At 68.8% G+C, this 18,318-nt stretch carries 17 protein-coding genes; 8 read left to right on the top strand and 9 right to left on the bottom strand.

Features of this window, described 5'->3' with window-relative positions:
* Positions 1 to 6 precede the first annotated feature (6 nt).
* The 3 genes from ACJEIK_RS22525 to ACJEIK_RS22535 all read right to left on the bottom strand — a co-directional run bounded on the left by ACJEIK_RS22525 (position 7) and on the right by ACJEIK_RS22535 (position 2,615).
* Positions 7 to 591 (bottom strand): hypothetical protein, encoded by a 585-nt coding sequence (locus ACJEIK_RS22525; RefSeq protein WP_167838027.1) that lies wholly within the window; start codon positions 589 to 591, stop codon positions 7 to 9.
* A 121-nt stretch (positions 592 to 712) separates the two neighbouring features.
* Positions 713 to 2,170, bottom strand: a complete 1,458-nt coding sequence (locus ACJEIK_RS22530) for an RNA polymerase sigma factor (RefSeq protein WP_209841205.1) — start codon at positions 2,168 to 2,170, stop codon at positions 713 to 715.
* 190 nt (positions 2,171 to 2,360) lie between these two features.
* Positions 2,361 to 2,615: a hypothetical protein gene (locus ACJEIK_RS22535; RefSeq protein WP_060998932.1), complete on the bottom strand. Its 255-nt coding sequence runs from the start codon at positions 2,613 to 2,615 to the stop codon at positions 2,361 to 2,363.
* A gap of 154 nt (positions 2,616 to 2,769) precedes the next feature.
* Between ACJEIK_RS22535 and ACJEIK_RS22540 the strand changes: the two genes are divergently transcribed.
* Positions 2,770 to 3,483, top strand: a complete 714-nt coding sequence (locus ACJEIK_RS22540) for a hypothetical protein (protein WP_135356894.1) — start codon at positions 2,770 to 2,772, stop codon at positions 3,481 to 3,483.
* Positions 3,484 to 3,679: 196 nt separating this feature from the next.
* Here ACJEIK_RS22540 and ACJEIK_RS22545 read toward each other — a convergent pair whose 3' ends face one another.
* Both ACJEIK_RS22545 and ACJEIK_RS22550 read right to left on the bottom strand, forming a co-directional pair.
* Complete coding sequence (locus ACJEIK_RS22545; RefSeq protein ID WP_209841202.1) at positions 3,680 to 5,026, bottom strand: RNA polymerase sigma factor; 1,347 nt, start codon at positions 5,024 to 5,026, stop codon at positions 3,680 to 3,682.
* A gap of 19 nt (positions 5,027 to 5,045) precedes the next feature.
* On the bottom strand, positions 5,046 to 5,372 hold the full coding sequence (locus ACJEIK_RS22550) for a hypothetical protein (protein ID WP_064981178.1): 327 nt from the start codon (positions 5,370 to 5,372) through the stop codon (positions 5,046 to 5,048).
* 276 nt (positions 5,373 to 5,648) lie between these two features.
* On the opposite strand from ACJEIK_RS22550, the gene ACJEIK_RS22555 reads away from it, so the two are divergent.
* The 4 genes from ACJEIK_RS22555 (at position 5,649) to ACJEIK_RS22570 (ending at position 10,398) form a co-directional block, all read left to right on the top strand.
* Complete coding sequence (locus ACJEIK_RS22555) at positions 5,649 to 7,169, top strand: CoA-acylating methylmalonate-semialdehyde dehydrogenase (protein ID WP_064858365.1); 1,521 nt, start codon at positions 5,649 to 5,651, stop codon at positions 7,167 to 7,169.
* A gap of 15 nt (positions 7,170 to 7,184) precedes the next feature.
* The gene (locus ACJEIK_RS22560; protein ID WP_064858397.1) at positions 7,185 to 8,345 is read left to right on the top strand and encodes an acyl-CoA dehydrogenase family protein; all 1,161 of its coding nucleotides are present in this window, start codon (positions 7,185 to 7,187) and stop codon (positions 8,343 to 8,345) included.
* 76 nt (positions 8,346 to 8,421) lie between these two features.
* Positions 8,422 to 9,294 (top strand): 3-hydroxyisobutyrate dehydrogenase, encoded by an 873-nt coding sequence (mmsB, locus tag ACJEIK_RS22565; RefSeq protein WP_064858366.1) that lies wholly within the window; start codon positions 8,422 to 8,424, stop codon positions 9,292 to 9,294.
* 207 nt (positions 9,295 to 9,501) lie between these two features.
* Positions 9,502 to 10,398, top strand: coding sequence for a hypothetical protein (locus tag ACJEIK_RS22570; RefSeq protein ID WP_167838026.1), 897 nt, complete (start codon positions 9,502 to 9,504; stop codon positions 10,396 to 10,398).
* Between the two features lie 64 nt (positions 10,399 to 10,462).
* On the opposite strand, the gene ACJEIK_RS22575 is transcribed toward ACJEIK_RS22570, so the two are convergent.
* A complete protein-coding gene (locus tag ACJEIK_RS22575; protein ID WP_073696983.1) occupies positions 10,463 to 11,233 on the bottom strand; it encodes an HAD family hydrolase in 771 nt (256 codons plus the stop codon).
* A gap of 176 nt (positions 11,234 to 11,409) precedes the next feature.
* Here ACJEIK_RS22575 and ACJEIK_RS22580 point away from each other — a divergent pair, with 176 nt between their 5' ends.
* The 3 genes from ACJEIK_RS22580 to ACJEIK_RS22590 all read left to right on the top strand — a co-directional run bounded on the left by ACJEIK_RS22580 (position 11,410) and on the right by ACJEIK_RS22590 (position 15,722).
* Positions 11,410 to 12,090 carry a response regulator gene (locus ACJEIK_RS22580; protein WP_020101448.1) on the top strand — a complete coding sequence of 227 codons (681 nt, stop codon included), beginning with the start codon at positions 11,410 to 11,412 and terminating at the stop codon, positions 12,088 to 12,090.
* A complete protein-coding gene (locus ACJEIK_RS22585; RefSeq protein WP_061001779.1) occupies positions 12,087 to 13,283 on the top strand; it encodes a GAF domain-containing sensor histidine kinase in 1,197 nt (398 codons plus the stop codon). The genes ACJEIK_RS22580 and ACJEIK_RS22585 overlap by 4 nt, the downstream gene beginning before the upstream one ends.
* A 114-nt stretch (positions 13,284 to 13,397) precedes the next feature.
* Positions 13,398 to 15,722 carry a putative bifunctional diguanylate cyclase/phosphodiesterase gene (locus ACJEIK_RS22590; protein ID WP_064858369.1) on the top strand — a complete coding sequence of 775 codons (2,325 nt, stop codon included), beginning with the start codon at positions 13,398 to 13,400 and terminating at the stop codon, positions 15,720 to 15,722.
* 5 nt (positions 15,723 to 15,727) lie between these two features.
* On the opposite strand, the gene ACJEIK_RS22595 is transcribed toward ACJEIK_RS22590, so the two are convergent.
* The 3 genes from ACJEIK_RS22595 to ACJEIK_RS22605 are packed head-to-tail and all read right to left on the bottom strand — an operon-like array spanning position 15,728 to position 18,315.
* Complete coding sequence (locus tag ACJEIK_RS22595) at positions 15,728 to 16,216, bottom strand: MarR family winged helix-turn-helix transcriptional regulator (RefSeq protein WP_020101445.1); 489 nt, start codon at positions 16,214 to 16,216, stop codon at positions 15,728 to 15,730.
* Between the two features lie 39 nt (positions 16,217 to 16,255).
* The gene (locus ACJEIK_RS22600; protein ID WP_064858370.1) at positions 16,256 to 17,299 is read right to left on the bottom strand and encodes a pyridoxal phosphate-dependent aminotransferase; all 1,044 of its coding nucleotides are present in this window, start codon (positions 17,297 to 17,299) and stop codon (positions 16,256 to 16,258) included.
* Positions 17,296 to 18,315 (bottom strand): 3-oxoacyl-ACP synthase III family protein, encoded by a 1,020-nt coding sequence (locus ACJEIK_RS22605; RefSeq protein WP_036427217.1) that lies wholly within the window; start codon positions 18,313 to 18,315, stop codon positions 17,296 to 17,298. Before ACJEIK_RS22605 ends, ACJEIK_RS22600 begins: the two co-directional genes overlap by 4 nt.
* Positions 18,316 to 18,318: the final 3 nt, after the last annotated feature.

Here is an 18,318-nt window from a genome sequence, read left to right on the forward strand (position 1 = left end):
TGGCGCTCAGCGCTTTTGGCCTTGACCGTCCTGCTGGTCGTGGTGCTGCCAGATGCGGCGCAGCCAGTCCCAGTGCGGCCGGCGCTGCGTCGGCTTCGGGGCCTCGGCGGCGGGCGGCGCGGCAACCGGCTGCGGCGGCACGACGGCCTTCGGCGGGACGACGACCGGCGCGCTCACCACGCCGGCCACCGGCGCCGGTGCCGGTGCCGGACCTGCCAGATGATTGGCGGTCGGCATCGGGGCCGCGGCCGGCGCGACGTACGGAGTCGACCGCGTGTGGTCGACGACGGCCGGCGGAGTCGACGGCTCATCGCTGCCGCCGAGCAGGATCGCGCCGAGCGCGGCAGCGACGGTGACCCCGCCGAACACCACCGCGACGAGCGCGCCCCGTGTGCTTTTCGGTGGCCGCGTCGACGCGAGCGGTGCGGCGGGAATCAGGTTCGGCGCCAAAGGTTCTTCGGCGTCTCCCGACTCGGCCAGCGACCAGGCCAGCGCCCCGAACGGCATCGTCGGGAGCCCGTGGAGGCTGCCACTGGCCGGGTCGGATGAGTACTCCAGGTTCGGCAATGTGGCGGTCATGGCAGTGGACATGGCGTGCTCCTGTGTCGTTCTCGCGGTCCCGGATGGGCGGCTCTCACAGGTAGGAGTCGCGCGGTACCCACGACGGGACAACTTTTGGCGGGCTTTGCTTTCCGGCTCGAAATCGGCCGGGCTAGTAGATGATTGGGCCCTGCGTCGTCGTCACCGGCGCCGGCTCGATCGGCCCCACGGGGCCAGGGGGCAGCGGGCGCGGCGGCTTGTGCGTCGTCGTCGGCGGCGGGGTGGGCGACGGCGACGGCTCGGTGATCACGGGCGGCTGTTTGCTCGGCGGCGACGGTTCTTCACTGACGACGGGCGGCCGCGGACGTCGCGGCGGTGGCACCGGCCGTGTTGACGGCGGCGGCGTCACGACCGGCGCGGCCGGCGGCAGCGGCACCGGCGACTGCTGCGGCGGCGGGACCGCCCGTGGCGGAAGGACCGTCGTCGGCTCGATAGGCGCGGTGACGACGGCGGTCGGGCTGGGCGGCGGCGGGGGCGCGACGGTCGTGGTCACCGGGTTCTCCGGCGTCGTGCTCGGTGGCGGGGTGACGGAGGTGGTGACGCCTTTCGGGGCGACCGGGGCGTTGGTTTCGTACCGCCAGGCGATGGTCAGCGCCAGCACGATCAGTGGAATGCCCATCAGCAGCGACATCGTCAGCATCACGCGGCCATTCGGCTGCCTGGTGGCCGGTTCCGCGGCGAGCCCGTCGGCCGCGGCGAACTGCTCGGTCGGCGCATCCGGCAGCGCACTCTGTGCGGCGGTGGGTGCGCTGTCCAGATCGGCGGACGCCGAGGTCAGCTGAATCCGATTCAGTGTGCGGTCGCGCAGCCAGGTCGGCGCGGGGATGAACAGCGGCGTGCCGCCGAGCAGCGCGACCGGGTTGACCATCCGGCGACGGTCCTGATCGCACGTCAGGCAACTTTCGATGTGACGGGCGATCCGCTTGCGCATCAGGATGGTGAAAGTCCCGTCCCACCCGGCGAGGATCGCGCCCAACTCCGCACAGCTGTTACCACTCTGTCCGCGTCGGGCGACCAACAGCGCGCCCAGCGAGCGTTCCATGGTGTCGCGCAACCGCTGCATGATCTTCTTGGCGCTGGCGGTACTGACGCCGAGCGCCTCGGCAAGTTCGGGCCCCTCCAGTCCGTGGCGGTAACCCAGCTCCAGCACCGCACGGTCGCGGTCGGACAACCCGCCGGCCGCTTCGGCGACCAGTTTGGCCAGTTCGTTGCGGGCTGCCAGCGTGTCGGGCCCGGCGTCCCCGGACGCCTCGTCGGGCAGTTCTTCTGACGGTTCTTCGCGGCGCCGCTGCCGGATCCGGCGCAGCGCCTCGTTCCTGGCAATCGCGTACAGCCAGGGGCGCAGCTTGTCGGGTTCCCGCAACTTGTCCAAAGCTGTTGCGGCAGTGCAGAACACGTCCTGGACGCAGTCCGCGGCAGCATCGCGGTCCCGGACCATGCCGACGCAGAAGTCGTGGAGCCGGTCGGCGTAGCGGTCATAAATACCGGCAAATGCCATGCGGTCTCCGGAGAGCGCGGCGCCGACCAAGTCGGCGTCGCTGACAATGTCCCAATCTGGCACTGCGGTCATGAGACGGGCTCCCGTACCGGATCGATCGCCGGTATGCACTGATGCTAATCCGGCGAAGGCGAGATGGTTTGCCGAATCAACGAGCATCGGCGTTGGCTTCATTGAGGAGAACGAGAGCAGCCCGGACCCGGTTCAACACCGGACCCGGCTGCGTCTCGAATCCGCGCAGGCGGGGTGCCATCACGGCCAGTCAGTGCTTCTTGTGGTCGGAGTGCTTCCAGTCCCAGTCGTACCAGTGCCAGTAGTAGTGGCAGTGCTCCCAGTCCCACCAGGCCCACGAGCAGTAGTCGTGGCCCCAGGTCTGCGGAGCAGGGATGGACGGCTGTGCCTGTGCGGTGCCCGCCGTCAGGCCCATGCCGGCCAGGGCCATGCTGCCGGACAGCAGCGCTGCCGCGGCAGCCCGCTTCGCAAGAGACTGCCGCTTGGCAGGGGTGTTGTTGGTCATTTCGCGCTCCTTGTTCGGTGTTGCAGACGCCCCGTGCGGGCTCTGTCATAGGTAGGAGCGCGACCCCCGGACGCCGGGGACACTTTTTTCGGAAGAATCCGAATTGCCACGAAAAAACTTGTCAGACTCTGCTGCCGGCAGTGCTCATACCAGCATGAGCAACCATTCACCCACCCCGTGGAACCCCGACACCGACAACACCATCGCGGCTGACGCCATAGACGCCGGCCCGCGTTCGGCGACCTTCTCCCGGCTCGCGTACAGCGACCAACTCGACATACCCGATGCGCCGGAGGACGAACTCACCGTCGCCGTCGGCACCGACGACGGCCGCTGGGCCCGGCGCCGCGTGGCGCTTGCCCTGGGCGGTGCGGCCAGTGTGATCGTGGCGTCGGCCGCCGTGGCGTTCACCGCGATCAGTTCACTCGACGCGGGGACCTCTGTGGCGGCCGCCGGCGGCTCGACTGCCGTTCCCGCGGCCGCGCCCGCCGTTCTGGTGCAACCGCCGTCGGCGCTTCCGGCACCCTCTGCCCCGCAGGCGGCACCGGCCGCTCCGGTGGTTCCCGACCACGTGCCGGCGGCCGTGCCCCAGCGACCGGCCGCACCGGTCGTCACCGCGGCACCCGCGGCCGCACCCGCCCCGGAAGTCGCACCACCGGCTGCCGCCCCCGAGGTGGTCCCGGCACCGCCGCTACAACCGATGCCCACGTTCCCGCCGATCATCATCAATCTGCCGGCGCCGCCGGCGGCACCGCCCAAGGAACCGCCCACCAAGCCTGAACCGCCGGCGCTGAAGGGCCCGCTCGCCATTCCGAGCCCCGGAAAGACCCCGCCCGTCAACCCGAATCTGCCTCTAGATGCCGGCTGACATCACCAGACCCACAAGCCCGCCACGGTGGTTACCGTGGCGGGCTTTTCATTGACCCTGTACCCAGTGCGCAGTTGTCCGAGAGGCACACGCCCCCACGTCAGGATCAACGGCCCAACGCACCCAAGCCGCGTCGACCCTGCAACCAAGGCGCACTTCTGCGCGAGGCACACGCCCTCACGTCAGAGTCAACGGCTCAACGCCGGCCGCCGGAACCCGCATCGCCGGTGGGAGGCGGCGGCGCTTCGAACGACGGCGGCGCAACCGACATCGGTGGACGCGTCACCGGGCCGGGCCTGCCGGCCGTGTGATCCGGTGGCGACGGCTGCGGTGCCGGCATCGGTTCGGCAGCCGGGGAATCCTGCTGGGGCTGCGGTTGCTGACTCGGCACCACCACCACCGGCGGTGCGACCGATTTGGTCGAAATCCCAGGCACCAGCATCCCTGGCGCGCTGGGCGGCGCGGAAAGCGGCGTCGTCGCGGGTGTATCCAAGGGCGCCGTGATGCCGCTGTCGACCGGTTCCCGGCCGTGGCGGGCCGGCCCGGTCAGCGTCCAGACCAGACCCGCAACCAGCAGCAGCGCGCAGGCGGCCAGGCTGATCGGCAGAGCCAGCCGGCGGCGTCGTTCCTCCGCGGGCGCGGTACCGACGCCGGGGTCGGCGCCGGCACCGGGGTCGGCGCCTGCACCAGGGTCGGCGCCTGCACCGGCGTCGGCGCCATCGACCAGATCGGTTGTCCAACAGACCAACTGAATGTCCGCAAGCGTGGTGTCCCGGAGCTCCTTCGGGGCCGGGATGAAGGGCATGGCGCCCAGTAGCGCCGCCGGACTCACCCGGCGGCCTCGTTCGGATTCGCACTCGGGACACGACTCGATGTGCCGGGCGATGCGTTTGCGCATCAACACCGTCATCGTTCCGTCCCAACCATCGAGCACCGCGGCAAGACCCGGGCATCGTGCCGGGTCCTGCTGGGTCTGCCGGGCCACCAGCAACGCACCGAGCGAGCGGCCGACCATCTCCCGGGCGCGATGGGTCAGGGTGTTGGCGGTGGCCGGGCTGACGCCGAGTGCCTTGCCGAGTTCCGGTCCGTCGAGCCCGTGGCGGTAGCTCAGTTCGATGACCTCGCGGTCACGGTCCGAGAGGCCACCGCAGGCCTCGCGGATCAGCTGGGCCAGGTCGACCTGCTCGGCCAGGGCGTCCGGACCGGCCTCGGCCGACGCGCCGTCGAGGTATTCGTCGTCGGCCGGCTGTTCGAGCTTGCGGCGCTGAATGTGCCGCAAGGCCTGGGAGCGCGACACCGCGTACAACCACGGCCGCAGCTTCTCGGGCTGGCGGAGCTTCGACAGCCCGGTCGCCGCGGTACAGAACGCCTCATGGACGCAGTCGGCAGCGGCGTCGCTGTCCCGGACCATGCGCACGACGAAGTCGTTGAGCCGGTCCGCGTAGCGGTCATAGATCGCGGCGAACGCCGCGCGGTCGCCCGAGGCGGCCGCGCGGGCGAGTTCCCCGTCGGGTGCTTCGTCCCAATCGATAAGCGCGCTCATCGGCGGGGTTCTCCCCCCATCAGTAGTAGTAGGCCGGGTAGAAGCCGGTGTCGCCGTTGTCGCAGTTGACGTTGATGTCCCAGAACCGGTTGAGCGGAATGCCCGGCACGAAGAAGCCCGCCTCTCCGGCGGAGTTCTGGTAGGCCCGCGTGGTGAACCAGTCGGAGGTGTAGGTGCACCAGGTGCCCCCGCTGCCGCCGCTCCAACCGATCCAGATGCCGCCGTAGTGCGGCACCGGATTCACTCCCAATGGGTTCGCGTGCGCGGTTCCAGCGCCCGCCAGAGCTACCGGTACTGCCGCTGCCGCAGCAATTCCAGCAACGAACTTTTTCAGCTTGGTAGCCATTGTGCTCCGCCTCTCCTTCGCTCGGCCCGGTTGGCCTCGCTTGTATGTAGGAGCATCTCGCCGTATCAATCCTGACAAGTTTTTCCGGATTTGGTCAGGCATCCGCAAAGAAGTCGCAACCCGGGCAACTACCCCGGAGCAACCAGCGCGGGCAAAGGCCCCAGGTGTCATGCCGGCAACCCCTTGCCAACACCGGGCCGCAATTACTAGGATATGCAAGTATCCCGGCGCGTGAGGCCGAGAATCCCGAACTCTCCATAACTTTGGACGGACGTCATGACCACCCAGATTCCGCACTTCATCAACGGCCGGCGCACCACCGGCGAATCGACCCGCACCGCAGACGTGCTCAACCCCAGCACCGGCCAGACCCAGGCCCAGGTGCTCCTGGCCTCGGCCGACGACGTCGACGCCGCGGTGGCGGGTGCCGTTGTCGCGCAACGGGAATGGGCTTCGTGGAACCCGCAGCGCCGGTCGCGCGTGCTGATGAAGTTCATCGACCTGGTGAACCAGAACAAGGACGAGTTGGCTCGCCTGCTCTCGCTGGAACACGGCAAGACATTCGAGGACTCGCTTGGCGACATCCAGCGCGGCGTCGAGGTCATCGAGTTCGCCGTCGGCATCCCGCACCTGATGAAGGGTGAGTTCACCGAGGGCGCCGGATCCGGCATCGACGTCTACTCGATGCGGCAGCCCCTGGGCGTCGTCGCCGGCATCACGCCGTTCAACTTCCCCGCGATGATCCCGCTATGGAAGGCCGGACCCGCGCTGGCCTGTGGCAACGCCATCATCATCAAGCCGTCCGAGCGCGACCCCTCGGTGCCGCTGCGCCTCGCCGAGCTGTTCATCGAGGCCGGTCTGCCGGCCGGTGTCCTGCAGGTGGTCAACGGTGACAAGGAGGCCGTCGACGCCATCCTGGCGCACCCCGACATCAAGGCCGTCGGCTTCGTCGGCAGCACCGACATCGCGCAGTACATCTACTCGAACGCCGCCGCCAACGGCAAGCGTGCGCAGTGCTTCGGCGGCGCCAAGAACCACATGATCGTGATGCCCGACGCCGACCTGGATCAGGCCGTCGACGCCCTGATCGGTGCCGGCTACGGCAGCGCCGGCGAGCGGTGCATGGCCATCAGCGTCGCCGTCCCCGTCGGCGAGGAGACCGCAAACCGCTTGCGCAACAAGCTCGTCGAGCGCGTCAACCAACTGCGGGTGGGCCACAGCCTGGACCCGAAGGCCGACTACGGCCCCCTGGTCACCGGCGCGGCGCTGGAGCGCGTGCGGGGCTACATCGCCCAGGGCGTGGACGCCGGCGCCGAGCTCGTGGTCGACGGCCGCGAACGCGCCAGCGACGACCTCACGTTCGACGATGCCGACCTGTCGGGTGGCTTCTTCCTCGGCCCCACCCTGTTCGACCACGTCACCCCGGACATGTCGATCTACACCGACGAGATCTTCGGCCCCGTCCTGGTTATCGTCCGCGCCCACGACTACGAGGAGGCGCTGCGCCTGCCGTCGGAGCACGAGTACGGCAACGGCGTCGCGGTGTTCACCCGCGACGGCGACACCGCCCGTGACTTCGTCTCGCGCGTACAGGTCGGCATGGTCGGCGTCAACGTGCCGATTCCGGTTCCGGTGTCCTACCACAGCTTTGGCGGCTGGAAGCGGTCCGGCTTCGGCGACCTCAACCAGTACGGGACGGCGTCGATCCAGTTCTACACCAAGGTCAAGACCGTCACCGAGCGCTGGCCGTCGGGCATCAAGGACGGGGCCGAGTTCTCGATCCCGACCTTCAAGTAAGGGCCTGCGTTGAGCATCGACCTCTTCGGACTCGACGACGACGAACGCGTGATCGCCGAAACAGCGGCCGCGTTCGCCGAAAAACGGCTGGCCCCAAACGCTTTGGCGTGGGATGCCGACGACCACTTCCCCACCGACGTCTTGCGGGAAGCGGCCGAGCTGGGCATGGCGGCCATCTACTGCAATGACGACGTTGGCGGCAGTGGACTCCGCAGGTTGGACGGCGTGCGCATCTTCGAGCAGCTCGCCACCGCCGATCCGACCATCGCGGCGTTCCTGTCGATCCACAACATGTGCGCGTGGATGGTGGACAGCTTCGGCACCCCGGAGCAGCGCAAGACGTGGCTGCCCAAGCTGGCCTCGATGGAGGCCATCGCCAGCTACTGCCTCACCGAACCGGGCGCCGGCAGCGACGCGGCGGCCTTGCGCACCAAGGCCGTTCGTGACGGTGACCACTACGTGCTCGACGGGGTCAAGCAGTTCATCTCGGGCGCGGGCGTCTCGGACGTCTACGTCGTGATGGCCCGCACCGGGGCCGACGGACCGCGTGGCATCTCGGCCTTCATCGTCGAAAAGGACACGCCGGGACTGAGTTTCGGCGCCAACGAGGAGAAGATGGGCTGGCACGCCCAGCCCACAGCCCAGGTGATCCTGGAAGGTGTGCGGGTGCCCGCCGAAGCCATGCTCGGCGGCTCGGACGGCGAGGGCACAGGCTTCTCCATCGCGATGAACGGCCTCAACGGGGGCCGCATCAACATCGCCGCCTGCTCCCTGGGCGGTGCGCAGGCCGCCTACGACAAGGCGCTCGGCTATCTGGCGTCGCGTGAGGCCTTCGGCGGGGCCCTGATCGACGAGCCGACCATCCGGTTCGCCCTCGCGGACATGGCGACCGCCTTGGAAACCTCGCGAAACATGTTGTGGCGGGCGGCAATCGCACTCGACACCAACAATCCGCGCAAGGTCGAACTGTGCGCCATGGCCAAGCTCCACGTGACCGAGGCCTGCTACACGGTGGCCGACCAGGCATTGCAGCTGCACGGCGGCTACGGCTATCTGCGCGAGTACGGGCTGGAAAAAATCGTCCGCGATCTCCGGGTGCACCGCATCCTGGAGGGGACGAACGAGATCATGCGCGTGGTCATCGGTCGGGCGGCCTCGACCGCCGCACGCAACTGAGCGATTTGTGCACGAAAATCCGCGGCGAGCGCGGGAAATCGTGCACAAATCGCGGAGAACTAGGGAGGACACACTGATGGCGACGATCGCATTTCTCGGGCTGGGCCACATGGGCGGGCCGATGGCGGCCAACCTCATCGCGGCCGGGCACACCGTGCACGGCTTCGACCCGGTCCCGGCCGCGGCGCAGGCCGCGCGGGAACACGGCGCGACGACCTTCGACAGCGGCCCCGAGGCAGTGGCCGGTGCCGACGTCGTCATCACCATGCTGCCCAACGGCGATCTGGTGAAGAGCTGCTACGCCGACGTCCTGCCCGCCGCGGCCCCCGGCACCTTGTTCATCGATTCGTCCACCATCTCGGTCGACGACGCCCGCGAGGTGCACCGTCTGGCCGGCGAGCACGGCTTCGCCCAACTGGACGCGCCGGTGTCGGGCGGCGTGAAAGGCGCGACGGCCGGCACGCTGGCGTTCATGGTCGGCGGCGAGCCCGAGGCCTTCGAACGCGGCCGCGCGGTGCTCGAGCCCATGGCCGGCAAGATCATCCACTGCGGCGACTCGGGGGCCGGCCAGGCCGCCAAGGTGTGCAACAACATGGTGCTCGCCGTCCAGCAGATCGCGATCGGTGAGGCATTCGTCCTCGCCGAGCACCTCGGCCTGGACAAGCAGTCGCTGTTCGACGTGATCACCGGCGCGACCGGCAACTGCTGGGCCGTGCAGGTGAACTGCCCCGTCCCCGGACCGGTCCCCACGTCTCCGGCCAACAACGATTTCCAGCCCGGTTTCGCCACTGCCCTCATGAATAAGGACCTCGGTCTGGCGATGGCTGCGGTGCGCTCGACGGGGTCGTCCGCACCCCTCGGCAGCCATGCCGCGGACATCTACGCAAAGTTTGCCGCCGAGCATCCCGATCTCGACTTCAGCGCGGTGATCAATCTGCTGCGTCAATGACGTCACCTCATCATCACCGCACGTCACAGTGGTATTCGTTAGTTAACTGTGACATCGCGCGCATTAGGGCATAGGATGCGTGGGTCGCACAGGGAGGATTCGCGCCGCATGACTTTCAAACTTTTCGCCCGGGGGGCAACGGTCTCCGCAACGGCGGTTGCTGTTGCGCTCTGCGGAGCCGGTGTCGCGTTCGCGTCGCCTGACCCCGTGAGCCCTGACAACCAGGATTCGTCGCAACAGCAGGCCAGCAAGAACAACGAGTCGGCCACCACTCCTTCGGGTGACGTGGGCACGGCCAACAGCAAGACCGTCGCCAACTCGACCTCGAGCTCGACGGCGGGCCACACCGGCAAGACGGCGCGCAACAACGACAACGGCCTCGACTGGGGCGACGACTGGAGCCTGGGCGGCTTCCCGCCCATCAACCTGTCGAGCATGCAGCCGCCCGAGGCGACCGTCGCCATCCCGCTGTCTCTCGGTCTGCCCGGCCTGAGCCTGCCCAGCCTGGTGGTCGACGCCGGCCTCGGTGGCCTGGTCACCGGACTCGCGGGTCTGGCCCTCGGCAATCTGGCGGTGCCCGCCAGCGCCACCCTCGCAGGCGCTCAGACCGTGGCGCCGGTCGCGACCGCCGCCACCTTCGGCACCATGTCCGCCGTCGGCGACATCGCCAAGGTCTCCTCCGTGGCCGCCGCCGCCCCGGCCATCGCTGCTCCGGCGCTCGCGGCGCCGGCCGCGGCCGCACCGAGCCTCGGTGGTCTGCCGGCGCTGGGTCTGCCGGCCATCGGCGTACCGGCCATCGTTTCGCTCGGCGCGCTGGCCGCACCCAAGCTGCCCCCTATCGGCCTGCCGCAGATGCCCCCCATCGGCATGCCGCAGATGCCGGACTTCACCAAGCTGGCGGCGCCGCAGATGCCTGATCTGACCAAGCTGCCATCCCCGAAGATCGGCCTGCCGCAGCTTCCGCCGCCGCCGCCCATCGGCCTGCCGCAACTGCCGCCGCCTCCGGCGATCGGCATGCCGCAACTTCCGCCGCCGCCGATCGGTTTGCCATCCATCGGGCTGCCGTCCATCGGCTTGCCGAGCATCGGTCTGCCGCACCTCTGATCGACCAAAGCGAGGCGGGCCATCGGCCCGCCTCGACAACTCAAAAGCTGTGAAGAACTGGTGGTCAGCCCTGGGCTGACCACCAGTTCTTGTGTAGGCGCTCGCATCCGGCGGCCAGCAGGCCGTCGTACTCTGCGCGCACCTGGACCGCCCCGGGGAATTCGTGGCCGGCCGAGTAGCCGGTGGTGACCACCAGCGTCGCCAGCTTGGCGGCCCGTGCCGCGCGGAAACCGCGGGCACCGCCCGCCACCGCCAGCGCGCTCTCCGGTCCCAGCCCCAACTCCCACAGGGCGTGGCCGTGCAGATCCGGTTCCCGGGTCGGACGCGGCAGATCATCGGGCGTCACGATGGTCTCGGCGATGCCGTCGCCCAGCAGCTGACGGACCAGCGGCTCGACCCAGGACCGGCTCCCGGTGCTGACGACAGCCACCGCCACCCCGGCGCCGAACAAGCCGGCCGCCAGGTCGGCGAGGCCGTCGCGCGGGCTGACGTCACCGTCGAGGACCGACGTCTCGAAAAGGTCGGTCTTGGTGCGGTACACGTGGGCGGCGATCTCGTTGCTGACCCGTCCGTATCCGCGCCGGCGCAGTGCCGAGGCGACGCGACGCTGTTCGTCGGCGATGCGGACAAGCCGGCCATATTCGGCCACCGACCAGGAGATATCCAGCCCGTGCTCGGCGAAGGCGGCGTTGAACGCCACGCGGTGTGCGTCGCGCTCGACGTCGGCCAGCGCACCGTCCAGGTCGAAGATCACCGCGCGCAGCGGGTCGATCACGGCATGGGCCGGGCGTGCCACATCCCACCAGAACGTGCGCTCCACACAACTCACCGACATGGGTACAAGGGTGTCCCACGTCACATGTGCGGGGCCTCCCCCCAACGGGGGATTGGACGGGCGAGATTCGGGATGAACATTCCCGATGGTCCACAGCCGGTCCTCCCGACCAGCGCGGAATCGCCGCTCTAAGGTGATGCCATGAGCACCAGCGAGAAGCCGAAGGCGGATCGCGCATGACCGCCGAGCCCGAAGCCGGCGCCGCTGCGCCGGTACGGCTGATCCTGGTCGACGACCACGAAATGGTCATCGAGGGACTCAAGGCCATGCTGGCCGCGTTCAGCGACCGGGTGCGGGTGGTCGGCCAGGCCGTCGGGGCCGAACGCGCCGCCGCGGTGGTCGACGAGCTGCAGCCCGACATCGTTCTGTGCGACGTGCGGATGCAGGGCGCCAGCGGCCTGGACCTGTGCCGTGAACTGCGCGAACGTGCCCCGGACCGCAAGGTGGTCATGCTGTCGGTGTACGACGACGAGCAGTACCTGTACCAGGCGCTGCGGGTCGGGGCGGCGGGCTATCTGCTCAAGAGCATCAGCAGCGACGACCTGGTCCGTCAGCTCGAGTTGGTGCACGGCGGGGCGACGGCCATCGACCCGAGTATGGCCGCCCGGGCCGCCGATACCGCCGCCCGAATGCAGCGCGACGAGTTCTGGCCCGGCGCCCGGCAGGGCCTGACGCAGCGCGAGAGCGAAATCCTGTCGTTCGTCGTCGACGGACTGTCCAACCGCGGTATCGCGACCCGGCTGGTGATCGGCGAGGAGACCGTCAAGAGTCACCTGCGGTCCATCTACCGCAAGCTCGACGTCAGTGACCGGGCCGGCGCCGTGGCCACCGCGCTGCGGGAGGGCATCTACCGATGACGCCGCGCAATGAGGTGCTGACCGCCGACCGCGAGCTGGCCCTGCTGCGCGAGCTGATTCAGGCCGCCTCGAGCGGACCCGGCGTCGAGCCGCTGGCCGCGGCGGCCGCCCGGATGATCACCGCGGCCACCGGCACCGACGTCTGCTTCGTCCACGTGCTCGACGACACCGAACGCTCGCTGACATTGACGGGCGCCACCCCGCCGTTCGACCAGGAGGTCGGCAAAATCCGGCTGCCGCTGGGCGAGGGCGTCTCCGGGTGGGTGGCCAGCAATCGCGAGCCCGTCGTGATCCGCCACGACAAGGAATCCGATCCGCGCTACCGGCCGTTCGAATCGCTGCGCGGCAGTGACTTCGCGTCCATGGTGTCGGTGCCGATGGAGACCGACCCGGGCGGACTGGTCGGCGTGCTCAACGTGCACACCGTCGAGCGCCGGGAATTCACCGCCCGCGACGTGGAGCTGCTGCTGGTCATCGGCCGGCTGATCGCCGGGGCCATGCACCAGGCCCGGTTGCACCGCCAGCTCGTCGCCCGCGAACGTGCCCATGAGAACTTCGTCGAGCAGGTCATCGAGGCCCAGGAGATCGAGCGCCGCCGGCTGGCCGGCGATATCCACGACGGTATCTCGCAGCGGCTGGTGACGCTGTCGTACCGGCTCGACGCGGCGAGCCGGGCGGTCGGGACCGACACCGCCGTCGCGGCCGAGCAGCTGACGCTGGCCCGGGAGCTGGTGGACCTGACGCTCGGCGAGGCCCGCGCCGCCATCGGGAACCTGCGCCCGCCGGTCCTCGACGATCTGGGGCTGGCCGGCGGGCTGGCCAGCCTCGCGCGCTCCATCGGTCAGCTCGACGTCGACGTGGAGCTGACCGACGTCCGCTTGCCCGACCACATCGAGCTGGCGCTGTACCGCATCGCGCAGGAGTGCCTGCAGAACGTCGTGAAGCACGCCCACGCCAGCAATGCGCTGCTGAAGTTCACGGCCGACGCGGAGCACGCCCGGCTCGAGATCATCGACAACGGCATCGGTTTCGACACGTTCGAGCGCCCGCTGGGCGCCGACGAGACGGGTGGCTACGGGTTGTTGTCGATGGCCGAGCGCGCCGAGATCGTCGGCGGCCGGCTGAATATCCGGTCCCGGCCCGGCTCGGGCACCATCGTCACCGCCACCATCCCGCTGCCATCGACGACTTGATGACAACGGCCTGACGTTGCTAGAAATCATCCGTCATGTATCTCGCGGCTGATTTGGCAAATTTTGACAATGCCCGAGGAATACCGAACCATCGTGGTTGACATGGGAGTGTAGGTGCGCACAGGCAACACAAATGCGGTCATCGGTGCTGCTGCAGTCATCTTCGCTGCATTCGCCTATCTGGTGATCTTCGGTGACCATGGCACGTTGGCGGCACGTCTCACCAACGACATCGGGCTGACGGTCTTCAGCAGCCTTGCCTGCCTCGCCGCGGTGGCCGCCTACCGGGCCAACCGAGGCCGGCGACAGCGCGCCTGGCTGGCACTCGCGATCGGGATGGCGGGCTGGGTCGCCGGCAACCTGATCCTGCTCTATCACCACGCCGTGCTCGGTTCGCCGCCCGCGTTTCCGTCGGTGGCCGATGCCGCGTTCCTGCTGCTGCCCTGCTCTGTGGTGGTCGCGTCCGCCGGGAAGGTTCGGCCCGACCGCATGTCGGCACTGCGCCCCGTGCTGGACGGCGTCATCATCGCCTCCGCGCTGTTCCTCGTGTGCTGGGTGCTGATCCTGGAGGAGCTGTTCGCATCCACGCATTCCAGCTGGCTGGCGACCGCGGTGTCGGTCGCGTTCCCGATCTCGGACGTCGTCATGATCACGCTGGCGGTGTTGACGGTCAGTTCGACGGTACCGGGCAAACGCCAGGCCATCGTCCTGGTGTGCACGGGGCTGATCATCGTCGCAGTGGCCGATAGCATCTGGATATACGTTCTGGCCCAATCGAATTCGACCAGTCCGGTGGCTGTCGTCGGCTGGGCCGCGGGCTTGGTGTTGTTCAGTGCCGGCGGGCTGATCGATGCGCGCAAACCGCCGTCGGCGACGGGGCGGAAACGGCAGGCCCTGGCCGATCCATTGCTCTGGCTCCCCTATTCGCCGATGGTGGCCGCAGTGGTCGTCGGGCTCATCGACCTCTGGCCGGTGACCAACGACAAGCCGGTACTGATCGCCGCGTCGGTACTCGTGATGACGGCACTGGTCCGGCAGCTGATCGTGCTGATCCAGAATCGGCGGCTGTTGTTCGACCTCGCCGACCAGACCCGGCGCGATCCGTTGACGGGGCTGGGCAACCGGCTGATGTTCAACGACCACCTCGATGCGGCCATCCGGTCACGTGGAGACGACCGGGTTCCCATCGCCGTGCTCGCACTCGACCTCGACGACTTCAAGATGGTGAACGACAACCTCGGGCACCCGAGCGGCGACGAGCTGTTGATCGACGTCGCGAGTCGGCTCAAGAACACGGTGCCGGCCGAGCACACCGTGGCCCGGCTCGGCGGCGACGAATTCGCCGTTCTCATCCGGTCGGCACCGAATGCGGCAACCACCATCGCCGAGCGGATCATCGAGGCCTTCGACGCACCGTTCTCGCTCAACAGCGAGAAGGTCTTCATCCACCCGAGTGTCGGGTTGGCGATCACCCCCGCCGACGAACCAGACGTCACCGCTGACGATCTGATGCAGCAGGCCGACATCGCGCTGTACGCCGCCAAGCGGACCGGCATCGGCGGCGTACAGACCTTCTCCGCGGACATGCGCCAGGTCTCGCGGCTGGACCTGCCGCAGCGGTGGAGCGACAGCGGTCGGATCCAGCCGCCCGCCCAAGCCGGTGTGCAACTGCTCGGGCAACTGCGCCGTGCCATCGGCGACTCCGAGTTGAAGTTGGTGTATCAGCCCAAAGTGCTGCTGGCCACCGGCGAAATCGTCGGTGTGGAGGCGTTGCTCCGCTGGCCCCATCCCGAGCTCGGCCTGCTGACCCCGTCCGAGTTTCTGCCGTTGATCCGGCGTAACGGCCTGATCGGCTCGGTTACCGACACGGTGCTCAAGCAAGCGGTCCTGGACGCCTCGACCTGGTTCGGGACGGGATATCGCAATGTGCCGGTCGCCATCAACCTCTTCGCGCAGTCGCTGACCGACGTCGATCTGGCCGATCGCATAGGGACCATCCTCGCCGAGCACTCACTGCCACCGAGCGCCCTCACCGTGGAGATCACCGAGCAGATGCTGCTGTCGAACATGAGCCGGACGGAGGTGGTCATCGATCGGCTCCGGAAGTCGGGTCTGCGGGTGTCGATCGACGACTTCGGGTCCGGCTACTCGACCACGAGTTACCTGCGCGACCTGCCGGTCGATGAACTCAAACTCGACCGCGAGTTCGTGCTGCCGATGACGCACAATCCCCGCGCCGCCGCCATCGTTCGATCGGTGATCAACCTGACCCACGCCCTGAACATCGCGAGCGTCGCCGAAGGAGTCGAAGACGCCGCGACCGCCGAGCAGCTCTCGGCGTACGGGTGCGATATCGGCCAGGGCTACTACTTCGCCAAACCGATGTTCGCCGAATCGCTGCGGCCCCTGATCGAATCGCGGAATCCGCTGCGGCGCTGAGCCGGTCAGAAGTCGCCGGCGGTGCGGCGCAGGGTCTCGATCGCATCGACCAGCGCCGCGGACTGTTCGTCGGACATCCCGACGTCAGCGAACACCTCCTTGTTGAGGGTCACCGTGGCGTCCTCGACCGTCGAGCGGCCCACCTCGGTCAACCGCACCAGGGTGGTCCGCCCGTCGGTGGGGTGCGGCACCCGCTCGACGAGACCATCGGCCTCGAGCCGCCGGATGGCATGGGTGACGCTCGTGACGTGCACCTGCAGCCGGTCGGACGCCTTGGTGATCGGCAGCGCGCCACTACCGCTGAACGCCAGCAGCCGCAGCAATTCGTAGCGGGAAAAGCTCAGGTCATAGGGCCGCAGCGCAGTCTCCACGCGCGCCAGCAGAATCTGGTGGGCCCGCATCACCGACGTCACCGCGACCATGCCGTCGGCGACGTCGCCCCAGCCGGCCCGCTCCCAGTTGGCCCGGGCCCGGGCGATGGGGTCACTGCTCACCGCTCATTCATACCGCACCGGACCCCTCGGCCGATGCAGTCAGGCCCCGACGCCCGTCCCGTCCACCGCCTTACGGATGGCCGCCAGCACCGCGCGCGACGACCTGCGGTCCCCGACGGTGATCCGGACGCCGCCGTCGGCGTAGCTGCGCACCCGCGGGCCGTCGTCGCCGAACTCCCAGGCCCGCGCCCCGCTCGGCAGATAGACGAAGTTGGCGTGACTGTCGGTGCAGTACACGCCCATCGAGCGCAGCCGTGCCCGCAGAAACGCCCCTTCCGAGGCGATCATCCGGATACGTTGCCGCAGTTGATCTTCCGCATCGTAGGACGCGGCGACGGCCACCAGGCCGGTGATCCCGATCCCGAACGGCAGCTGCATACCCCACAGGTCGCGGGCGAGCGACGGCGCACACACGCCGTAGCCGATGCGCAGGCCGGCCAGTCCGTAGGCCTTCGAAAAGGTGCGCACCACAACCAGATTGGGATACCGCACCACGAGCGACGGGATGTCCAGGCACAGCTCGGGGGCCAGGAATTCGACGTACGCCTCGTCCAGCAGGACGACGGTGCCCGACGGCACCCGGTCCAGGAACCGGTACAGGTCGGCGGCCGACTCGACCGTCCCGGTCGGGTTGTGCGGACGGCAGATCACCACCACGCGGGCCCGCGCCGCGGCCGCCGCCATGGCGTCGAGGTCATGGTGACCGTGCCGGTCCAGCGGCACGGTCACCGACCGCAGTCGCGCCATCTGCGCGAAGATCGGGTAGCCGTCGAAGGTCGGTGACGCCGTCACCAGCACATCGCCGGGGTGCGTGACGGCCTGCAGCACCTGCAGGATGACGCCCGTGGCGCCCGCTCCGACGAGCACCTGGTCATCGGCGACGCCGACGTGTCCGGCGATCAGCGACCGCAGCCGCTGCGGCAGGAACTCCGGATACCGGTTCACCACACCGATCGACGCGGTGAGCGCGGCCCGCACCGCAGGCAGTGGCGGGAACGGATTCTCGTTGAGCGCCAACGCCAGCGGGTCGTCCGCGGCGGGTAGCGAACCGACCGCATCGGCCAACGCGCACGTGGGCGTCATCGCTGTCCGCCCCAGCGCACGGCGGCCGCACCGGCGAAGTCACCGGCGTGCGCGAAGGCCGCCATCATCACGACGTCACCCTCGCCGACCTGTCCGTCGGTGATCGCCCGGTCCAGGTTGACGGGCACGCCGGCGGCGAACAGGTTGCCGCACTCGTCGAACGTGTCGCGGTGCTTCGACTCGGGCAGTTCCAGGGCCTCGCGCCAGTTCCGCAGGAACACGCGGTTCGGCTGATTGGTGACCAGCAGGCCGATGTCCTTGGGCGCCAGCCCGATCCGGTCGCACACCGCGTACGCCACCTCGGGCACCTGACGGTTGCCCCGGGCCAGCACTTTGGTGATCTTGCTCTCGGTGAAGCCGATGCAGCCCTCGCCGGGCCCGGCCTGCCACCATTTGCGCGGCGGGTCGACCGACATCGTCATGTCACCGGCGTATTCGCCGTAGGTGCGGCATTCGACGTCGAGGATCGGCGAAACATCAGAGGCCGCAACGAGTCCCACCGCGGCACCGTCACCGGGTACCGACGCCTGCGCCTTGGGTCGAATGGTGACCTGGTCGAAGACCTGGCCCGCCGCGTTCTGCGCCACCGCCACCAACGCGGTACGCCCCTCCCCGGAGGCGATCAACTGCTTGGCCAGCTTGAGGCCCAGGATGAAGGCCGCGCACCCGCCGTTGTGCAGGTCGATCACCCAGTTCGGCTTCATGCCAAGCCGATTGGCCATACCGCCACCGCCGCCGTAGAACGGCATGTCGGGCAACTGGGTGTGGGTGATCAGGATGTCGACGTCGGCGAGGGCGTCGGAGCCGTGCCGGTCGACGAGGCCCGCCGCCGCCCGCTCGACCATGTCGATGGCCGTCTCGTCGGGTGCCACGTGGTGGCGGAACTTCGGCGCCCGGAACATCAGGTTGTCCCGCAGGTCGTCGGAATCGGCGAACTGCGCGTAGTAGTCGGCGCTGATCGGCTCGCCCGGAAGATAGGTCGAAACGTCGAGCAGGCTCACAACTGGTTGGCTCATGCG

Origin of the sequence: Mycobacterium sp. SMC-16 (assembly GCF_046250085.1) — a bacterium.
In the GTDB taxonomy this organism is placed as follows: Bacteria; Actinomycetota; Actinomycetes; order Mycobacteriales; family Mycobacteriaceae; genus Mycobacterium; species Mycobacterium phocaicum.